The 20,843-nt window shown below is 40.2% G+C and carries 19 protein-coding genes; 11 read left to right on the top strand and 8 right to left on the bottom strand.

The genetic code is table 11. The features are described from left to right. The first annotated feature begins 584 nt into the window (after positions 1-584). Positions 585-2,330 carry a potassium-transporting ATPase subunit KdpA gene (gene kdpA / locus RMZ43_RS08605; protein WP_322653740.1) on the top strand — a complete coding sequence of 582 codons (1,746 nt, stop codon included), beginning with the start codon at positions 585-587 and terminating at the stop codon, positions 2,328-2,330. On the opposite strand, the gene RMZ43_RS08600 is transcribed toward kdpA, so the two are convergent. Continuing rightward, complete coding sequence (locus RMZ43_RS08600) at positions 2,314-2,658, bottom strand: hypothetical protein (protein WP_322653739.1); 345 nt, start codon at positions 2,656-2,658, stop codon at positions 2,314-2,316. The genes kdpA and RMZ43_RS08600 overlap by 17 nt on opposite strands. Between RMZ43_RS08600 and kdpB the strand changes: the two genes are divergently transcribed. From kdpB to RMZ43_RS08565, 7 genes are all read left to right on the top strand, one after another. Further along, positions 2,652-4,793 (top strand): potassium-transporting ATPase subunit KdpB, encoded by a 2,142-nt coding sequence (gene kdpB / locus RMZ43_RS08595; protein WP_322651729.1) that lies wholly within the window; start codon positions 2,652-2,654, stop codon positions 4,791-4,793. The two genes, RMZ43_RS08600 and kdpB, sit on opposite strands and share 7 nt — an antisense overlap. A gap of 6 nt (positions 4,794-4,799) precedes the next feature. Then, entirely contained in the window at positions 4,800-5,069 is a 270-nt protein-coding gene (locus RMZ43_RS08590) for a potassium-transporting ATPase subunit F (protein WP_322651728.1), read from the top strand. Next, a complete protein-coding gene (gene kdpC / locus RMZ43_RS08585; RefSeq protein WP_322651727.1) occupies positions 5,069-5,707 on the top strand; it encodes a K(+)-transporting ATPase subunit C in 639 nt (212 codons plus the stop codon). The genes RMZ43_RS08590 and kdpC overlap by 1 nt, the downstream gene beginning before the upstream one ends. Before the next feature lie 571 nt (positions 5,708-6,278). Next, positions 6,279-6,650, top strand: coding sequence for a TrkA C-terminal domain-containing protein (locus RMZ43_RS08580; protein WP_322653738.1), 372 nt, complete (start codon positions 6,279-6,281; stop codon positions 6,648-6,650). Beyond that, positions 6,616-6,954 (top strand): hypothetical protein, encoded by a 339-nt coding sequence (locus tag RMZ43_RS08575; protein WP_322651725.1) that lies wholly within the window; start codon positions 6,616-6,618, stop codon positions 6,952-6,954. Before RMZ43_RS08580 ends, RMZ43_RS08575 begins: the two co-directional genes overlap by 35 nt. Before the next feature lie 83 nt (positions 6,955-7,037). Then, complete coding sequence (locus RMZ43_RS08570) at positions 7,038-7,586, top strand: pentapeptide repeat-containing protein (protein WP_322651724.1); 549 nt, start codon at positions 7,038-7,040, stop codon at positions 7,584-7,586. Continuing rightward, the gene (locus tag RMZ43_RS08565) at positions 7,586-7,840 is read left to right on the top strand and encodes a DUF7219 family protein (RefSeq protein WP_322651723.1); all 255 of its coding nucleotides are present in this window, start codon (positions 7,586-7,588) and stop codon (positions 7,838-7,840) included. Before RMZ43_RS08570 ends, RMZ43_RS08565 begins: the two co-directional genes overlap by 1 nt. Before the next feature lie 50 nt (positions 7,841-7,890). Here the strand turns inward: RMZ43_RS08565 and RMZ43_RS08560 are convergent, their stop codons facing one another. After that, positions 7,891-8,916 (bottom strand): phosphatase PAP2 family protein, encoded by a 1,026-nt coding sequence (locus RMZ43_RS08560; RefSeq protein ID WP_322653737.1) that lies wholly within the window; start codon positions 8,914-8,916, stop codon positions 7,891-7,893. Positions 8,917-9,172: 256 nt separating this feature from the next. Continuing rightward, the gene (locus RMZ43_RS08555; protein ID WP_322653736.1) at positions 9,173-9,817 is read right to left on the bottom strand and encodes an HMA2 domain-containing protein; all 645 of its coding nucleotides are present in this window, start codon (positions 9,815-9,817) and stop codon (positions 9,173-9,175) included. A 593-nt stretch (positions 9,818-10,410) separates the two neighbouring features. Between RMZ43_RS08555 and RMZ43_RS08550 the strand changes: the two genes are divergently transcribed. Beyond that, a complete protein-coding gene (locus tag RMZ43_RS08550; protein ID WP_322653735.1) occupies positions 10,411-12,765 on the top strand; it encodes a WD40 repeat domain-containing protein in 2,355 nt (784 codons plus the stop codon). Here the strand turns inward: RMZ43_RS08550 and RMZ43_RS08545 are convergent, their stop codons facing one another. From RMZ43_RS08545 to RMZ43_RS08525, 5 genes are all read right to left on the bottom strand, one after another. Continuing rightward, positions 12,766-13,344: an HMA2 domain-containing protein gene (locus RMZ43_RS08545; RefSeq protein WP_322653734.1), complete on the bottom strand. Its 579-nt coding sequence runs from the start codon at positions 13,342-13,344 to the stop codon at positions 12,766-12,768. A 425-nt stretch (positions 13,345-13,769) separates the two neighbouring features. Further along, a complete protein-coding gene (locus RMZ43_RS08540; protein ID WP_322651718.1) occupies positions 13,770-14,078 on the bottom strand; it encodes a DUF5132 domain-containing protein in 309 nt (102 codons plus the stop codon). Between the two features lie 70 nt (positions 14,079-14,148). Beyond that, positions 14,149-16,398 carry a heavy metal translocating P-type ATPase gene (locus tag RMZ43_RS08535; protein ID WP_322655774.1) on the bottom strand — a complete coding sequence of 750 codons (2,250 nt, stop codon included), beginning with the start codon at positions 16,396-16,398 and terminating at the stop codon, positions 14,149-14,151. A 140-nt stretch (positions 16,399-16,538) separates the two neighbouring features. After that, the gene (locus RMZ43_RS08530) at positions 16,539-16,661 is read right to left on the bottom strand and encodes a hypothetical protein (protein WP_322651716.1); all 123 of its coding nucleotides are present in this window, start codon (positions 16,659-16,661) and stop codon (positions 16,539-16,541) included. Between the two features lie 37 nt (positions 16,662-16,698). Beyond that, positions 16,699-17,847 (bottom strand): HMA2 domain-containing protein, encoded by a 1,149-nt coding sequence (locus RMZ43_RS08525; protein ID WP_322655775.1) that lies wholly within the window; start codon positions 17,845-17,847, stop codon positions 16,699-16,701. Positions 17,848-18,621: 774 nt separating this feature from the next. Between RMZ43_RS08525 and RMZ43_RS08520 the strand changes: the two genes are divergently transcribed. Continuing rightward, positions 18,622-19,053 carry a hypothetical protein gene (locus RMZ43_RS08520; RefSeq protein ID WP_322651714.1) on the top strand — a complete coding sequence of 144 codons (432 nt, stop codon included), beginning with the start codon at positions 18,622-18,624 and terminating at the stop codon, positions 19,051-19,053. A gap of 219 nt (positions 19,054-19,272) precedes the next feature. Further along, positions 19,273-20,727: a hypothetical protein gene (locus RMZ43_RS08515; protein WP_322651713.1), complete on the top strand. Its 1,455-nt coding sequence runs from the start codon at positions 19,273-19,275 to the stop codon at positions 20,725-20,727. Positions 20,728-20,843: the final 116 nt, after the last annotated feature.

The following is a 20,843-nucleotide window of genomic DNA, read 5'->3' as shown; positions in this document are numbered from 1 at the left end:
ACTCCACCCTAACCCTCCCCTTATAAAGGGGAGGGAACCAGATTTTTCTTGTTTCCCACCAATATATCGGGGGGATTAAGGGGGGTAAAAATGTGATTAAAAGCACAAGATACCATTTTCAAACATCCTCTTAGAGACTTTAATCGCTACGTTTCTGAAGTCATCGCTGTAAAGCCAACTAGCTTTACATTACCCCATCCGTGAGAGCTAATGAGGTTGTCACCTCAAACTCTTTTTTCATTAGGTGAAAAATCAGATAGGCTATTTGCGCTCAAACAGGATGCTTTACTTGAGAGCAAATAGCTGTTTATTTAGCATTTAGCTGTCTTTCTATATTTGCAGATATATATCGAGATAAACGCTCTGAATAATTGTATATATAAACAAATATATTCCTTGCAGAGGCTAGTTTAAATATTCATTTATACCTTGTGGTCTCTCATAAAAAGCTCGATGATTAATTGAGAAAGCACATACTTATAGGTTAGCTAACAACGAGAGCGAAATACTTTATTGTTTGCTTTAAATCATAGTAAAAGATATTTACTAATCATCTAACTTTATGTCGGAGTTCGATTAATCCAATGTTAGAAGGATGGATTCAAATTGCATTGACGTTACTAATTGTAGTAGCGATTACTCCATTTTTTGGGCGCTATATGGCGCATGTATACCTAGAGGAAAGGACTTTTCTTGACCCAATTTTGAATCCGGTTGAGCGAGTGCTTTATGCCTTGATTGGTGTTAAAAACAAAGAAAATATGACGGGCTGGCAGTATGGCCGGGCAATCCTGTATAGCAATGTAGTAATGGGGTTGCTGATTTTCTTTATCATCATGAATCAGGGATGGTTGCCCCTCAACCCTACGGGGATAAATGCCCCAACTTGGGATACAGCACTGCATACTACTATTTCTTTTATTACTAATACTAACCAGCAGCACTATTCTGGTGAAACCTACATGAGCTATGGCAGCCAAGTGTGGGGGCTTGGTTATCACATGTTCACCTCTGCTGCGACTGGTTTGGCGGTAGGAATTGCTTTTATTCGGGGATTGACTGGTAGATCGTTAGGCAACTTTTATGTAGACCTAATTCGCTCGATTACCCGAATTTTGCTGCCTATTTGTATTGTGGGCGGGATTGTCTTGATGGCTGCTGGCGTTCCCGAAACTCTGGGGGGTGCAGTTGTCTTCCCTACCTTGGAAGATGCGAATATTAGTCAAGCTATCGCTCGTGGCCCTGTTGCCCATTTTGAAATTATCAAGCAATTAGGGGAAAACGGCGGCGGCTTTTTCGCCATCAACTCGGCACACCCCTTTGAAAATCCGAGCGGATTTACTAACCTAATTCAAATCGTGGCGATGCTTTCGATTCCTACTGCCCTAATCTACACTTATGGGTTGTTTGCGAACAACACTAAGCAAGCTTGGTTAGTCTATGGCATGGTAGGCGTTCTCTATTTAGTATTTGTCATCGTCACTGCCATTGGTGAATACAACGGCAATCCGGCTGTGAATTCACTGCTGGGTAGTCAGCAAGTGAATTTAGAGGGTAAAGAAGTCCGGTTTGGTTGGGCAGAATCTGCGCTATTTGCAACGAGTACAACTGGTACTATGTGCGGTGCAGTCAATAGTTTACACGACTCCTTTATGCCTAACGGCGGTTTTATTACCCTTTCTAATATGTTCCTGCAAATTATTTGGGGTGGACAGGGTACTGGAACTGCTTATTTGTTCGCTTACTTGATTCTGGCTGTGTTCGCTACAGGGTTGATGGTAGGACGCACACCAGAATTTTTGGGACGTAAGATTGAGAAGCGCGAGGTTGTACTTGCTAGTTTCCTGATTCTGTTGGTTCACCCGATCGCAATTATGATTCCCGCAGGTATCGCCTTGGCATTTCCCGATCAACTATCAGGAATTAGTAATCCAGGTTTCCACGGCTTTGCTCAAGTTATTTATGAATATGCCTCGGCTGCTGCTAATAACGGTTCTGGGTTTGAAGGTTTAGGAGATTCACAACCTTCGCCTTTAGCGATCGCTACGGGTGCAAAAACTACTGCAACTGCCCTGTGGTGGAACTTAAGTACTTGCTTCAGTTTAATTGCTGGACGCTATATTCCAATTCTGGGTTTGCTGTTTCTAGCAGATAGTATGTCTCGTAAGCAAGCTGTTCCTTACACGACTGGGACATTGCGAACTGATACCGGACTATTTACAGGCGTTACCGCAGGCGTGATTTTAATCCTGGGCGCACTTACATTCTTCCCAGTACTTGCATTGGGGCCCATTGGGGAAGCCTTTTTTATCGCTAAAGGTATTGGTTAGGGAGTGGGGAGTGGGGAGTGGGGGACAAGGAGACAAGGGGACAAGGGGACTGATTTATCACCTCAGAACTCTGTTCATCCACCTCGGAACTCCGTTTATCCACCTCGAAACTCCGTTCATCCACCTCGAAACTCCGTTTATCCACCTCGAAACTCCGTTTATCCACCTTGGAACTCCGTTTATCCACCTTGGAACTCCGTTTATCCACCTTGGAACTCCGTTCATCCACTTCGGAACTCCGTTTATCCACCTCGGAACTGGATTCATCCACCTTATCTTCCAATGCCCCATTCCCCAGTTCCCATTCCCAAAATTTAATGTATGCCAATTACTACTGATTCTCCCTCCACCCGTATTGCATCTGGAACTCGTGACTCGCGTAAGCACACCCCTAAAGCAGATATGCGGGGGCTTTACCAGAGAGCAATTCGTGAGTCATTTGTCAAGCTTGATCCGCGAATTACCGTCAAAAACCCAGTTATGTTTGTTGTTTGGGTGGGGACAATTGTCACCTTTCTTGTTAGCCTTAACCCAAATTTGTTTGGCACAATTCAGGCAGATATCAATCAACAACGCTTGTTAAATGGTTTGATTACCTTCATTCTCTTTTTTACACTCGTTTTTGCCAACTTTGCCGAAGCTGTAGCTGAAGGACGCGGTAAAGCACAGGCTGATTCGCTGCGATCGACGCGATCGGATACGATCGCTAATAAAATCCTTCCTGATGGTTCGATACAACAAGTCAATTCTACGGAACTGCGACGGGGCGATTTAGTAAAAGTAGTTGCAAACAATATGATTCCCGCCGATGGAGATGTAATTAAAGGCATCGGCTCGGTGGATGAGTCTGCAATTACTGGAGAATCTGCACCTGTACTGAAGCAACCAGGTACAGATATTGCTAGTTCGGTGACAGGCGGTACACGCCTACTCTCTGATGAGTTGACAATTCGCATTAGTGCTGATCCTGGCCAAGGCTTTATTGATCGCATGATTTCCCTGGTAGAAGGGGCAGAACGCAGCAAGACTCCCAATGAGATTGCTTTAACGGTATTGTTGGCAGTGTTAACCCAAGTTTTCTTGATTGTGGTGGCGACAATGCCCCCATTTGTCGGCTACATTGCCAGCTTTATCAGCACAGCCTTTGGTGCTGAAGCGGGAAACAGTTTACGGGCAGGTGCTAGCGTTGCTATCCTCATCTCGCTACTGGTAGCTTTAATTCCGACAACTATCGGTGGTTTGCTCAGTGCGATCGGTATTGCTGGAATGGATAGAGTTGCTCAATTTAATGTTATTGCTACTTCTGGTCGAGCCGTAGAAGCTTGCGGCGACATCAACACCTTGGTGCTAGATAAGACAGGCACAATTACCTTGGGTAATCGGATGGCCGATGAGTTTATTCCTCTGGATAATCACTCAATAGAAGATGTGGCGCAAGTCTCCTTAGCTGCTAGCTTATTTGATGAAACGCCAGAGGGCAAGTCAATTGTAGTTTTAGCAGAAAAGTCTCAGGCTGCGGTAGACTTCAATCTTGACAAAGCCGAAGGTGTAGAATTTTCGGCGAAAACCCGGATGAGTGGCACAAATCTACCCGATGGTAAACAAATTCGCAAAGGGGCGGTGGATGCCATTAAGGGATTTGTCCGTTCTCGTGGCGGCTATGTTCCTGATGATGTAGACGCAGCTTATGAGCGAGTTTCCCGGTTAGGTGGTACACCTTTAGCTGTCTGCCAAGATGACAAGATTTATGGTGTCATCTACCTCAAAGATATTGTCAAACCTGGTTTACGGGAACGATTTGACCAACTCCGCCGCATGGGTGTTCGCACGATCATGCTTACAGGTGACAATCGGATTACCGCTTCGGTGATTGCCGAGGAAGCTGGGGTGGATGATTTCATTGCCGAAGCAACTCCAGAAGACAAAATTGAGGTGATTCGCTCTGAACAATCTCAGGGTAAACTGGTGGCAATGACTGGGGATGGTACTAATGATGCACCTGCCTTGGCTCAAGCAAATGTGGGTGTGGCGATGAACTCTGGAACGCAAGCTGCCAAAGAAGCTGCTAACATGGTGGACTTAGACTCTGATCCCACGAAGCTAATTGACTTAGTAACCATCGGTAAACAGTTGCTAATTACTCGTGGAGCGTTGACAACATTCTCCATTGCTAACGATATTGCCAAGTATTTTGCGATCATTCCGACTATCTTCGCAGCTGCTGGAATCGGCGCACTTAATATTATGGGATTAAAGAGTGCCCAATCTGCGATCGTCTCGGCGCTGATTTACAATGCCTTAATTATTCCGGCATTAATTCCGCTAGCACTCAAAGGGGTGAAATTTTTACCTTTAACAGCAGATCAACTGCTACGTCGTAACATCTTCATCTATGGTCTTGGCGGCATCGTTGCTCCCTTTATTGCCATCAAACTGATAGATATTATCCTACCTTTGTCTTAATTTATTATGAAACCCGTTCATATTCGCCGCACTATTCCTGTATCCCAAGTATTAGAAGAAATAACTGAAATCTGGTGTCAATGGCGTAGACAAAAGCTGCCACTGTATTTATTCCTGGCGATGTGTTTCAACCTAGTGGTTGCACCTCTAGTCTATGCGGCTACTGGTGAACAACTTTCCCGCAGTCAATCTTGGGGATTGGGGCTGTTAGGAATGGTGACATTAGGGCTTTCTATCTATTTATTTTTTGTAATGTTTGTACCGGAGAAATTCTAATGAGTTTTGCACGCGAAGCCGGTAGAGCTGTTCGTTCTACCCTGGTACTTTGGGTTATTGGAGCGATTATTTATCCTTTTGCGATGATTGCCATTGGGCAGATTGTGTTTCCGTTTCAAGCAAACGGTAGTCTACTGAAAAATAGCACTGGTCAAGTTGTAGGATCTGCTTTGATTGGTCAACCTTTTAGTAGCGATCGCTATTTTAACAGTCGTCCCAGTTCCACCAGTTACAGCACAGCCGATCCCAAAAAAGATGATGGGGGAGTTTTGAAAACTGGAGTTTCTGGCGCTAGTAACTTGGCTCCTAGTAATCCCGCATTAATGGAACGCATCAAAGGTAAAGATGATCCAGATCCTAGCAAAAAGGTTGAAGGTGACTTCACTCGTCTGAAAACAGCAGGTGTGCAGCCGACTGGCGATTTAGTCTACACCTCTGGTTCTAGCCTTGATCCTCACATTACTCCCGAAGCTGCGATCGCACAAATTGCCCGAGTAGCTAAGGCGCGAGGAGTTCAGCCGAACCAGTTGGAAACTTTGATTGCTCAAAATACCGATGGTCGTTTTCTTGGCATCTTTGGTGAACCTGGAGTTAATGTATTGAAGCTGAATTTAGCTCTGGATCAAATTAAAGAATAAAGGCATAGGAAATAGCGAAAAAAGATGTTCCTGACTATTGCTACGCACCTGATTCAGAATTAATTATTAATGATTTCTGAAAATCAAAAGGCTTAGATTCCCGACTTATTAGATAAGTTGGGAACTTTGTTTTTACGAATAATTAAGTAGGGCTATATCAATACGGTTCAGTTAAGAATTTCTTTCTTCTCTTTGCGTCCTTGGCGGTTCGTTAAAAAAATTCACTTCAATAAGCAGTTTTAGCCTTAACTGAACCGTATTGGGGTTATATAGCAATCCTATCTCAATACAATTCAGAATGAGCAACAAAACCCTCATGTAGCGATTTATCGCGTCTTCAAAGACCAACCGCAGAGGCGTAGAGAACGCAGAGAGAATAAAAAGAGATTTTCACGAATGATTAAATAGGGGTATATCAAATCTATATATTTAAATATATACCTATATAACTAATTAATAAACACATGTTTTATTTGCTTGGCACATTGTATATATCTAAAAAATATATCTAAAAAAATTTTATTTTGTCTTTAAAGTATTAGACAATATGATCAGAGTTAAAAAATGTTGTGTGTTAAAAAGCAAAAAAGTTTTAAAACCAAGTTTATTTGGTGTTTTAATCGAGGCTAATAGCATTTTTTGTGGTATTTATTTAACTGAAATTAAATTACCAGATCAATGCTTTTTTTTAGGAATTTTAAGAGAAAGTCAAGTCATTTCAGCAACAGATAATCCTAGTATTTTTGCTGGAGACTACATTTTAGCAATAGCAACCCATCACATGATGGTTCCGGCTCTCAAGGTCACTCTCAAGAAAATTCATTCTGTTTACTATTCCCTCAATAGTTGCTTATTAGAAGCTCGACCAATAGACAGCCAATCTGTTAATTCAGATGAAGATGACTCAGATGCAACAACAAGTTTCAATTCAATATATTATTAGACATGACACAAAACCACAGGGAGGAGACATACCGTTTGTAGCAGTTTTTTTTGCTCACATTTGCTTTATGATTGTTTGGGGACTTGTGGTTTTTACAGTTTCATCTGTCTGCAAAGCAATAGAAGATCCCCCAGAAAATTCGGCACAAGATAAAGACGAAATAGTAACTATCAAATATTTACAGCAACATACCTGTGAAAACTGCCAATTTTTTAACAATAACTATTTTCTCAAGTGTGCAGTACATCCTACCACTGCTCTAACCAAACAAGCACTCAATTGCTCTGATTACAGCCCTAAATAGGTGAGTTTCTCACTATTCATAAGACTGTTGCTGAAATATTCCAAATCTCCATAGTAAAATAGCAAATTGTATCAAATAAACTTATGAATGCCTTTTTAAGACTGCTGATTCCGATACCATTTTTCCTTACTACCTCATTGTTTAGCCAAGGTAATAATTTGCTTCGCCAGCATGTGATTCAACAGCTTCAAGAAACAAAAAAATGTTTTGGGTGTAATTTATCGGGAATGAATTTCTCAGGGGCAAACTTACAAAAAATTGACTTGCGCTCGGCAAATCTCCAGGGAGCTAACCTCAAAAATGCTAATCTCCGGTATGCAAATTTAGAGTGGGCAGATATTCGGGACGCAAATCTACAAAGAGCCGATTTAACAGGAGCCAATCTCAAAAATACATTGCTAACTGATGCTGATTTACAAAAGGCAAATTTAGAAGCATCTAACCTAGAAGGAACCGATTTAAGAAATGCCAATCTTAGTCATGCAAATCTCATTAAAGCTTTAAAAAATAACGATATCCAGTATCGTAATTCTGTTACCCTCTGTGAAACAGTATTACCAAATGGAATTATCTCAGGTCGCTGCAATCAATCACCTAATAGTCAATCAGGTTTTTTATCAGGAGTAAATTAATGGTACAGTCCAATGATGAAGATAAAAATAGCTTTCTTTATCCCCGCGATCGCTACCACGGTAAATTTCAGCCAAACAACTTAGTATTTAATGCCAATCTCCAAGAATTTGCTCAAAAAATTAGCTACATCACTAGTTTAGAAACTGCTGGAAAACTACCTCCAAAAATAGCTTTTAGTCAAATAGAAGCACTCTGGAAACAGTTGGAGGATAGTAAAAATAAGTTGGGAATTGGTAGCGATCTATCAGTTTAGTTTTGAAAATCGGCCTTATCCGCCATTATCGCCAAAGAAGAACCTACAGATTAGGCTGCTGACAGTGATGAGCGATATTTTTGCTGCAATTCCAAGCTAATAATACAGGCAATCAACCACACTAAACCTGCCCCGTAGCCAGCTGTCACATCAGTTAGCCAATGTACACCAAGATAAAGCCGACTAAAACCGATCGCAGCAATTAAAATAATAGTCAAACCATAAATCCAAAAGCGCCATTCAGGAAACTGCTTTGCCAGAATATAGCCGATAAAACCGTAAATCACTATTGAAACCATTGCATGGCCACTAGGAAAACTGTGTTGACCCACTTTAATAATATGCTTCCACAGCGCAGGACGCGCTCTACCAAAGAATAGTTTCATCAAACAATTTAGCAAGGTTGCACCAACTCCAGCGATGCCCAAGATAATTGCTTCTCGGCGACGATTATAAAATAACGGACTAATCGCCAGCCCCAAAGAAGATAACAGCATTACTACTGGATCGCCCATAAAGGTGATACCAAGCATGATGCGATCGCGCAGTGGTGTATGCAACTTCTGGATCAAGAGCAAAATGGCTTCGTCAAGATTATATGCGTACAACAGTCTGGTGGCGCATACAAGAGCGCCAACAGCCCCCAATACCGGAATAAGTGGACTACCTGTTTGGTTTAATTGTCGCTGCATAGATATTTGAGGCAGTATGGCTAAATCAGATATGTTTCGGTTATTATCCCTAACGAAAGCAGTATTTTTTTTAGTGACTGCGGCAGAAGCAAGTGATTTACTGCTTTTTTGCCGATAATCTAAGAGAATGTCTTGAATAAGGAGAGCGATCGCGTTTAAACTCTTATCTGGATGAAAGATGACAAGAACATTTCCTGTGTAACTATTAGCACTAGCTTGTGAGATTATTTCCTCTTGCAATAATCTTGATTCAAGATATTTTTTAAGAGCTTCTGAATGATAAAGTCCATTTACTTTATATCTAACTCTTCCTTTAACAGCAGTATGTATTGCTTGAACCCAACAGTTTTGATTAGGAAGTTTATGAAAGTGAGGATTACCCATTTGTTATTGATAATAGAATGCTTTGACTGAAGGCTAGTAGTCTGTCAAGCGAAGTTTGAAGGGCTAAAAGAACGAACCACAAAGACGCTAAGTACACGAAGAAAGAAAGAAGATTAATTGAAAAATTTATCTACTTGTAAAAGTGGCTTGACAGAGTACTAGGGAAGAGAGATTTTGATTAGTTATCTAAATCCCAGTTATTTTAGAGCTACTTACTATTAGCCAGGAATCATTTTAATAGCTACTGTATTAGTAATTACACAAGTTCAGGTTCGCTGGCAGATTTCAGTTTCAAAGGCTGAGAGTTAATCTCACTATTGCCGCGCAATCGCCATCGCTTGTTAGGTAAGATAAACATGGTGGCAGATTTTAGCCTCTTGATTATGCTTCTTGAGGTAGAAAGTATCCGTTCCAAAATGTCTATTCTAACCCTTCGATATACAATAACATTACGTGCTTGGTTTATCTTGCGTGTACTATCAATTAGGTTGATTAGAGCATCCAAGATAGCCTCTATGATTGATTTTGCCATTACCTCTTTTGGTACAACTACATCTTGAGCAGTTTGAATCAGGTTGACTAGATGTTCGCGTATTTGGTTATCTGAAATTACACCTAGTTTATAATTAATGACGATAGATGCAGCTTTCGGATTAATACGGACATTTGTAACTCTAGGATCGGATTCTATCGCTAACTTCAGTTGATTAGCATACTCAGTATCTCTAGCTAGCAGAGGAATACGAAAACGAATTCGCCCAGGAATAGTATGAACAATGCTATAAAATATCTTTTTGGATGGCACTGTTTTATTAGCTACGTTTATAGCTGCCTTTTTTGGTGGTAAATGCAGATTAAGGTTAGTGTTTTTGTCAGAATTAGACCGTTTCATAGAAGTCATAGTACTATTTTTTAATTTCAAAACACAAAAGATGCAAGCAGGTTTATAAACTTATCTATTGATGTTCTAAGAGAGCGTTTTATTGAGTTACATTGACTTTACTTTAGTCATACATATTTTTTTAAGTTTAAAAATCTATCTCAGTAGGGAATCTAGTTGTCGCTGCTATCAGGTTGATTAAGTTTCTTTAACACTGTGGGTCATTAATAATAATGGAATAATCAAGATGATAAACGTTAAAGAAGCCAAAAGGAAAAAGGCACTTACCAATATATTTAGGTATTCAGCATCGTACTTAGTTAAAGCCGCTAAATCCGAGATTTGGCTTTGTACTTAAAGCCCTACTCCCTCTTGCTCTCTGCCTTGCTGATAAATGCTCTTCCTCCTTCCTTCTTATATAACTATCTTTTTTATTTGCAAGTATTTCCCTACATAGACTTATTGACATGTAAGCATTTTCATAGGTTACAGTTGAGTTACATATTCTCAAGTAGTAAAATCAAGAGTATGTATGAATTTACCCAATGGCAGTATTGCCCTGATTTCATGCAAGCCTTGCTTATTTATTTTATTTAATTTTTAGGTATTTGTTTATGCAGCAAGGGTTAAGCTTACTAATTCAACTGGTAATAGAGTTTGCACCTGTTATTACAGAGCTAGTACAAAAGAGAAGTAAAGATTTAGCTCTGAGTAAATATGAATCAATTGAAGTAATTCCCGAAATACTCAAAGTTCTAAATCCTTCCAATAAAAAAAGCAGTGATGCTGAAGACTTTGAACAAGAAAGAATTTTCCAACAGCAATTAGTAGCTAATAATGACCAAACGCAATTAAGAATAGCCGCCCAAGAGCGAGAAACTGCGCTCAAGTTACCAGAAGTCAATAAAATTCTTGATAGCTGGCCTTTAAGATTATATCCTTCACAGATTTTAGATCACATCAATTATGGGCGCACTCCACTAAAAATTTTTATCGCTCCTCCTCAAGTGCATTTTGACCAATTTAACAATAATAGAGATGAAACAATTTTTCAGATTGAGTTAATGTTGGCTGAAGGATTACGAGATTTTCTCAACAAGCATTACTCTCTAAACAGTCAAGTTAGACCAACAGAATTATTGGCAGGAGCTTGGGACAGTAAACGTTTTCACAGTGAATCAAGTATTAAGGCTCTGTTTGGAATGTTGAAAACAGAGCCTATTTTGATTTTAGAGTCGGAAAATGATGGCGATTATTTAAATTTTCGGATTGCCTATTGGGGTTTGGGACAAGGTAATTATTATTATAAAACAATTGCTCGTTTGCCTTATCGAGAAATTTTGGAAGAGTCTGCTAAAAGACGGGCGTTAGAATGGAAAAAAATTAGAGATGAACTTCTGGCATTGGGAGAAGATATAGAAGAGATTAAGCACATTGGAAAAGATAATGTTGTTAATTTAGCAATTTTAGAAAAGGTAGAAAAATGGGATGAAAAAGGAATTGATATTAGTAATTTATCTTTACAATATCAGGTTAACCGTCAAGACTTTGAAAACCTTTGCCAGGTTTTGATTACTTATCATTGTTTGGTTGCAAGTTGGGTAGCAGATATTTACCACCTGGTTAATCATGGTATACCTCCACTACTACCAGAGTTGCTACCGAGTTTGCTGTCAGATACTTTTGATTTTCAATCAATAGAAGTTATCGCCTCCGGTTACAAGCAAGTTTACCAAGCTCTGGAAAATGAGCGCTGTTACTGGATTCCAGAATTGGCTTTGCAATTAGCTCAGAGTTTATCTCATTTAAGCGATGCCTACGGCGGTAAACTACGCTTTTGGGCAAACGAACACCTTGATTATTCTGTGAATACATGGTTACAACTACGCCAAATATCACTACAGGATTCTACAAACCCGCTTCAGGCAATGCAATCAGCCGTCAGCATCAAAGATGAAGAATATGCGAAAAAGCTAAGAGAATATTTTGTCGCGGTGGGTGATACTCAGAGTCTTGCTGATGTTGAGGAAATTTTAAATTGCGTTGCCAACCTCAAACAACAAGTTACACTACAACATATCGTTCTCAGCCATACCCTAACTGGACATTCAGAAAAAGTGACATCTGTTATCATTAGTCCTGATTCTGAGAGTTTAGTTAGCGGATGTGCAGATAAAACCATCAAAGTATGGAATTTTAAAAGCGGTAAACTTATTCGCACCCTCACAGAAGATTTAGGCGAAATTTCCTCTGTTGCGATTAGTCCTGATGAACATTATCTCGCTGTTGGTAGTTGCCAACATCCCAAAAGTAATGTGCAAGTATACAACCTCAATTCTGGCAAACTAATCCACACTCTGTTAGGACATCAAAAACCGGTTAACTGCATCGCTATCAGTCCTGATGGACAAATTCTTGCTAGTGGCAGTAATAAAATCAAAATTTGGAATTTGCATAAAGGCAATCGTATTTGCACCCTTTGGCATTCATCCGCAGTTAATGCTGCTGCTATCAGCCCTGATGGTACAATACTTGCTAGTGGTAGTTCTGATAACAAGATTAGGCTGTGGAATCCCCGCACTGGCGATCCATTACGCACCCTCAACGGACATTCAGGTGGGGTGAAATCAGTAATCATTAGTCCTGATGGAGAAATTCTCTTTAGCGGTAGCACAGACAAAACTATTAAAATTTGGCATTTATCTACAGGTAAAGTTCTACACACCTTAACTGGACATTTAGAAGAGGTAAGATCCTTAGCTGTTAGTCCTGATGGAGAAATCCTCTTTAGCGGTAGTGCAGACAAAACCATCAAAGTTTGGCATTTGCGGACGGGAGAATTATTGCAAACTATTACAGAACACTTAGGGGCAGTAAACTCTATTGCTATTAGCCAAAATGGTCAATTTCTTGCTAGTGGTAGTTCTGATAATACCATCAAGATTTGGCAGATTAATTATGCTTTTTAGTTATTCGTTTGTTGATTCTTCTTTGCTAGCTCCGTGCAATTTAATAAAGCTATCAAAAGCATACCATGCTAAAACATACCAAGGAATTATTTCTAGCTGTAACCCTCTCTTAAATAATTGCCGTACTGAAAGACTAGCTAATCCCAAAGGAAAAAGAATCCGCAGATCAAAAGCACCATGTGTTGCCTGTTTGACGCGCTGGTTTAAGTCAACAATCGCGGATGATACTCCTGCTGCTGCTTCGGTGTTACCCTCGGAAACATCAACAAAAATTATTCCTAAATCTTTAAGTGTTGCTAGTACGTTTTTTAGACTGCCATCTTTACCATCGTGATTGATCACAATACTGCCATGATGGAAATTTGTCTTAACTTGAGTAATGTGAGAATTTGCTGACAAAGCATTGGCGATACTTTGCATTTTTTCTGGTTGACGATGGGAATGAGCCACTCTTAACCGCAATCTTCCGGGGGTTGAACTTATAACTTTTGTGGATATCGGTTTTGGTGATGTTTTGAAAGTGGGTTTGTCTAGAATTTCCGGCATTTTATTGTGGGTGTTATAACCATTTGTCAACATGCAACCACCTTTTTTACTTGTGTGATAGTGGATTTTTTGTTGTGGGTTTATTATCTACAGGAATGAGTGGAAAATTAATGGAAAACGAGCCGCAGAGGACGTAGAGAATACAGAGGAATAATATGTCCGCTTGATTACTTATTAAACCCGGAGAACCCCTCCCCGCCTGCCTACGGTGTACACATAAGTTATCGAATCACTACCAGTCCTCGAATTACCCCACCCTAACCCTCCCCTTATAAAGGGGAGGGAACTAGATAGATTTCTTTTTCCCCCCTTTCTAAGGGGGGATTAAGGGGGGTAATTCGACTTGTGTGTACACCGTAGCCCCGCCTGCGGGGAGGAGTTGGGGATGGGGTTCTTTTATTTTGGTAATTGGAAGTTGCCTATGGCAAAGATTTTAACTTGCTAATGGGCGGATGAAATTACACACCATTATCGGTGACATTATCGCCATTGGTGGCAGACGCTTCAAATACGGGGGTTTCTTTTTCTTCAGCAAGTTCTGCTCTGGCTTCGGCTACCATGTCTTCCCAAGTTTCGCCTATTTCTGCAATGGTTCCTTTGCTTCTTTCATAAAGACCAATTCCACCTTTGATGACGGATTTGACTAAGGGTTTACCAACTCCAGCAACAATGGGCAGCAGAACGGGTGCTAAGAGGACTGCACCAATTCCGGCTATAATACCGGGAGCGCCTGCATCTTCAACAAAATCACTAATTTTAGGTGCCATGTTCAATTTTCTCCTATTAATTAAGAAACCTCGGAAAACTTTTTAAGATGCTCTTGGCGGCATAGTTGCATCATCTTGCCGATGGTAGAGCTTTATGTTGACGATTTTTAAGAATTGGACGCAAACCGTTGACTCCGGCAACTACGGTTGAGCCATTGTTGACTACTGTTGCAGCTAAGGGATTAAGACCAAAGAGAACGGCGATCGCTAATGCTGCTAAATTAGGAACAGCAACAAGTCCGGTGTTTTGCCGAATCAATTGCTTGGCTTGACGAGCGATCGCGATCGCTTCTAATAAACCATGCAAGTCATTCTGCATCAACACTAAGTCTGCTGTCTCGCGGGCTATCTCGGAACCGTTGGCAAAGGAAACGGAAACATCGGCGTAGGCTAAAGCTGGCGAATCGTTGATCCCATCACCTACAAATGCAACCGTTTTACCTTGTTCGTGCAGTTGGCGGACAACTGTTGCCTTTTGTTCTGGGAAAGCTTCTGCGTGAGTATGCGTTGGCAAAATACCTAGTTGAGCAGCAACGGCTGTAGCAGTTCGCTGATTATCGCCGGTTAGCATGTGAATTTCTACACCTTCGACTGTCGAAAGTGCCGTGATCACTTCCCGGCTTTCGGGACGGAGAAGGTCACTATATTTAATAATACCTTGAAGTTGACCGTTGCTGGCTACATAAATTGCTGAATTTGGAGATTTTTGATGGCCATTTAATGCTTCCATGTCAATGCCACTGGTACGCAAAAAGCGATCGCTCCCAACAAAAACTGTCTCTCCATCAATCAGAGCTTGTACGCCCAAACCTAGTTGATAATCCCACTTGCTACGCGGCAAAATTTCCACTTGCTCTGCTTGGGCATAGCGAACAATTGCTTCTGCAACTGGATGAGTTAAACGTTGTTCGGCGGCGGCGGCCAATTCCAACACCCGCAATCTTGAGGTTGCTGGATTGAGACTTTCCACACTGACAACATCGACTTCTCCCTTAGTCAGCGTGCCCGTTTTATCAAAAACTATGGTATCAACTTCTGCTAATTGTTCTAACGCTCGTCCGCTACGGATGAGAATTCCCCGTCGGGCAGCATAAGTTAATGCTGCTAAAACTGTTGTGGGGACGGAGACTCGAATACCTGTAGCAAAGTCTAGAGTTAAAACGCTGGCTGCCCGTGAAGGGTTACGGGTTGCGGCAAATACTGCCCCACCAAGTAGCAAAGTTGGCACTACAGCTTTTTGAGCAAATTTCGTAGCATAATTCTCCATCCGCGTATCGTGGACAGGTGCTTCTTGCATTAACTTAATGCTCTGTCCGGCGCGGGTATCGTTGCCTACCCGTTCTGTGAGAATATAAATTCGTCCTTCCCGTACTAGCGTTGAGGCGAAAACTGGTTGTCCTTTTTTCTTCAGCACCGGCATCGACTCGCCAGTTAATTTCTGCTCATCTAGCAGGGCTTTACCTCGCAAAATGCTACCATCAATCGGCACTTGTTCGCCAGGGTAAACAATTACTGTATCGCCACGCTGCACATCTTGAATGGGGATTTGTTGCTTGTCGCCATTGCGTTCCACCCAGACAAATTGTCCTAGAGAACTAAGCAAATCTAAAGTTTGTTGAGCAGAAGAACGAGCCGTGCGATCGCGGATATTTTCGCCGACTTCAATTAAACCCAGCATCAGCGATGGTGTGAGAAATTGCCCTTGGAAGGTAGTAATAGCGATCGCCATCAGATCCAAAAAGTCAATATTCAATTTTCGCTCTACCCTAATACCTTCCCAGGCTCGTTGGATAACGGGTAATGTAGCAATGGCGATGGGAAGCACTACTATCAACGGCGGGATCGGTAATCCTAACGGCCCTCCTAGTACTGCTAAAGTAGTGGCAACGGCGGAGAGTTGTAAACCTGGCCAAGATGGCTCTTTTTCAGTTTCCGATGATTTAGAGTTTTTCAGAACTACTACTTCACTTGCAGCCTGAATCAAATCGTGAAGGTGCGATCGCATCTTCGCATCAGAAACTTTATTAGATTTATAGGTAACTGCAACTGACATTGCCGCAGGCTTGACACGGACATTCTTCACTAGCGCATCTGCTGTTAACAATACTTCCAGACGCTTGGCATAATCTGCATCACAGCGTAAGCGGGGTAAACGAAATCGTACTCTTCCCGGAGTTGTATGAACAACGCTATAGGTAACTTTGGGTAACTCTCCTTGAGAGTGTCCATTAGTGTCAATTAAAGAAACTTTTCCATTCCCTTCCAAAACAGTGAATTGAGATTTTGGGGGTGATGGTAGTTCCAGTGCTACTTTTGCCATTACTTTTCTTTAATCCAATAATTGTTACACTTCGATGAAAATCAGGCTCTTAACTTAGGCAAAGAGAGCAAATAAGCCATCAATCCTGTGAGATTGATTAGCTATCGATTTGGTTATTTGTAATTTGCTGAATTCGTTAGCTAACTTATTGCTGTGGCGGGATCATTTGAAGGCGGCGTTACTGGGCAATTAGTCTCGTCTGTGACTGTTTGCTCTTGTTTTTTGTCTAAATTTACTACCGTCTTTAAATTTAAACCAGTCATAATTGCCCTCCAGTATTGCGCAATTTGAAACTGTATATTAGGTTCCCAAGGGTAAGTTCGCCATAATACCTAATGAGAAAGACATCGCAGGCGATTTTAGGTTAGTCCACGGACTAGATAACTCTGGAGTTCTTTGGTTTGCTGTTGTTGAGTTGATAACTTCAGGAGTCTGAGTAACTTGATTAGGATGATTTAGCGTTGTTGCGTCTGTAATTTCAGGAGTCTGACTAACTTTTTCTAGGGGTTGTTTCGCCGTTGTTGTCCCTACTGTTGGTGGGTTTATCTCCAACGCTAATTCCATCAGGCTCACCCAATAAGATAATGGAATCTCACGAGACTGATAAGCGATCGCGATCGATGCTGCACCAAAATTTATACGCACGCTGGTAACTTGAGCATCGGTTTTCACTATTCTCTCAAGCCGCCGCCCATAGGCTCGATCTTGGGCAATTTTTGGCACATTCAACCGAATACGTCCGGGAATTTGATGAACTACGTTGTAGTCAATCTTTTCAGGTGCTACCACCTTGCTATTTTCTTGTTGGATAGTAGATTCGGATATATCGCTTTTTATTGCAGAACTGGTGTGATTACCTTCGTTTTTTTCTGATGTCGAAACTTGAGAGCCAAGATAACCAATTACACCACGGGTTGCATCCGCCGCAATCATATAAACTGGAATCGATACCCAGCCATGAATTCCCAATCCTCCTGTTACCGCCAAGCCTGTCATCATTGGAATTAAGGAAATACCTTGCTCCTTCCAAAATAAAGGCGATTTCCAAGCTGCAAAGGGATCGGTCTTGCTAGATGAATCAGACGAAGCCTGCGGCAGTTGGATATCAAGATCGGATTTTAGCGCCAAAATTTGCGGTAATGAGAGCTTATCTTCATCAAAATTAACTACCAAACTACCCGTTTGTTCGTTTACGGCAACTTCTTTCACTCCTTCTATGGAGCGTAAATCTTGGGCTATGTTATCTAATATCGAGTTAAGACTACTGTCAGTAGTACGCAGTCGCACACGCCCGGTAGTTACATGAACTATTTGCAAGGCACCTGAAGGCTGTGCGATCGCTTTACTTGGACTCTGATTCGCTTCGTTGCTTTGTGGTGTAGAGATTAAGTTAGGAGATATTTTAGCGGAAATATTTAATTTTTCACGATTAATGCTATTTTTAGTCATTTACCCAATTAGCCAATAGCTACATCCAGTTAAAGGTTAACAATAGATTAAATGTACCTTAAGGCTGCGGGTTGAATATGCGTCTTCCGAATTATTTTTAATAACGTTTTGTTATGAAAATGATTATTATAATCAAAGGCAACTATACAAAATTTCTTATCAGTTGGGTGGAATATATAGCATTTGTTTGTCAAATGAAATACATGTATGAGGCTGATAAGCTTGTCAATTAAGGATTTTAATGCATCTCAGGTTAGTAATAACCGTTAAAATACTGCACAGATTTTGCCGTTTATCGGTAGCCAGGGTAGTGAAACACACGCTGGAAGACTTTTCAAACATCCTCTTATGCTCAACCTAACATACAAATATTCAAAACCTACGCAGTAATTAGGTCAGCGTAAATAATTCTCGTTGGGATAAGGCAGGGGGCAGAGGTCTCTTAGCTGGGAGAAAAAGGGTTTGAGCCTTGTTTACTTTTCTTCACACAGTTTGGTTTTATTGTGCCGACTTACTTATTGGCAACCTTTATATATATCAAAGATATATCTCTAAATATATGGGAATTTAGCGAGTAGATAACTACATGTTTTTTTACCTAAACAATTTGTATATATGAAAAATATATTTTTCATATATATATTTTTTGTTTAATTTCTTGCACAATAACATTAGAGTTAAAAAATCTTGTGTATGAAAAAAATAACTTTTTGAAAACCAAGTTTATTTGGTATTTCAATCCAAAATCCTAGCATTTAAAAATGTTTAATTTAGATGACATTTGCTGAATCTGAGTTTGACTCAATAAAGGTTTTCAATATGGATACTTCGGAGCTTTTACGAATTTATGTATCCGTCCAAAAAAGTGTTAATCAATCCAGTCTCATTGAAGCTAAATTGCCAAATACAACAGATAATGACATAAAACCACACGACGGGGATATTCCTTTTTTAGCAGTCTTTTTGGCTCACATTTCTTTCATGATTGTTTGGGGAACTTTCGTTTTTTTCGTTTCATACGTCTCCAAAGCGTTACAAAAGGCGGCACAAGATAAAGACGAAATAGTAAGCATAAAACATCTAGACCAACATCCCTGTAAAAATTGCCAATTTTTTAACAACAACCATTATCTAAAGTGTGCAGTACAACCTTCTGCTGCTCTAACTCAAGAAGCACTCAATTGCTCTGACTACAAGCCTAAATAGATTTTTAGGTGTTACTGATTTCATGTATGAAAACGATTTTGCATAATCACAAAATCCTTGTAGAGACTTTGCAATGCTACGTCTCTACATCCAGATTCCCGATTTTTATTGAAGTAACTATTCGTGTAATTTGTTTTAATGATGAAACTGTAACAAAATAGATGCATTGATTTAGAGTTGAACTTTTTAAACTTCATTTGAAAGACCTAAACAGATTTTATGAAACAGAAAGAGACGATATTTGTTATTCCGACTCATCGATTGAGAGATGTAGCACAGACCATCGAAAAGTATGATGAGAATTTCTGGGTAAATGGTCATGCTTTAAAAATTATCGTATTTGATGATTCTAGCATTGCCAACCACGAGAAGTATTACCCACTTTTAGAGCAGACTAAGACAGTTAATGATGTATATTATGTCGGCCCACAACAGAAAGAGCAATTTATTACATTTTTAAACGAAAGACTGCGCGATCGCAAGCTAGAATCACTAGTAAAAAACTTATTTAGACCTAGTTATGGCGGAAACCGCAATTTCACACTAATGTATACCCTTGGACATTTAATGGTTAGTGCAGATGACGATATGCGACCAGATGCATTAATAGAAACTAGTCCAGAGTCTTTATCAGGTGATGAAATATGTCGAGGAAAATTAATTAAATCTAACCAACAAGGTGGCTTTGTCCATAAATCTTTTGACTTACTCACGGCTTTTAGTGATGTTCTAGGTCAAAAAGCCAGCCATGTACCAGAAAACTTCGAGGCTGGAGAATTGGTTCTTGATACAGCAATGGATTTAGAAACTAATACAACCAAGGGTTACTTTCGGGAAAACAGCCTTTTATTACAACAAGGGAGAGTATTAAATAATGCAATCGTCAAGATTGCCCAGACTTTTCGTACCGGAACTAATGATATCGATACACTTGATTTTATTCACATGTATCTCAATGATGAAAATCAAATAAGTCCAAATGACCTGAATGATTTTTATATTCTTACTAACTTTCGACCTGTTATTACTAACAAAAACTGGAGAATGGATTGTGGAGTTGCTGGATATGATAATCAACTAGGTTTACCACCCTTTTTTCCAACTCGACTGAGATTTGAAGATTATATCTACAGAATTTGGATACAGCAAGAGGGGATTGTGGCTGCACATGTTGATGCTGTCCAAAACCATATTAGAAATAACTACATGCGTAATCCTCTGGCTAGTGAACTCTTTAATGAGGAAATATGTAGTCTGTTGAAAAAGAAGATTAAGAGCAGTGTTTATCATCTTGATGACTTGGGAATCAAGTTTGATTACTCTGGGGAAGTCACACTACAAGACTCTGAAGAAATCCTAGAAAAAATCTCTGCTATCCATAGGCAGGTAGTCAAAGCCTCAATGTCTACCCAGAATGAAGAACGTAAGGTGTCACTCCAATTGTTTGCTGAGAACTTATCAAGAGTATTTTATGGGTTTGAACCCGACTTTTTTCAGCAAAATGTTTCCAGAATTATCGATGATGTGATTAGCCAATTTCACGGTTCTCTAGAAATATGGCCAACTCTAGTTGAAATCTGTTACTTTTACAAAGATAAGAAAGATTTACCACAAATCAGAGTCAAAAACAAGAAGCTAAAATCAAGAAATGGCACGAATTTGAGCCAAATTTAAGCATAAACTCAGTCATTAGTACCTAAAAGAACGAAAACCGTGAAAAACGTATTAATGACTTCTTGACTAGAAATAAAAAGGTACAGAGCAACTAAATTTATTGACGTTGCTGATTT

Origin of the sequence: Nostoc sp. CmiVER01 (assembly GCF_034531135.2) — a bacterium.
Taxonomy (GTDB): domain Bacteria; phylum Cyanobacteriota; class Cyanobacteriia; order Cyanobacteriales; family Nostocaceae; genus Nostoc.
The sequence above is the reverse complement of the archived record's forward strand: the minus strand, read 5'-3'. Positions and strand labels throughout refer to the sequence as shown.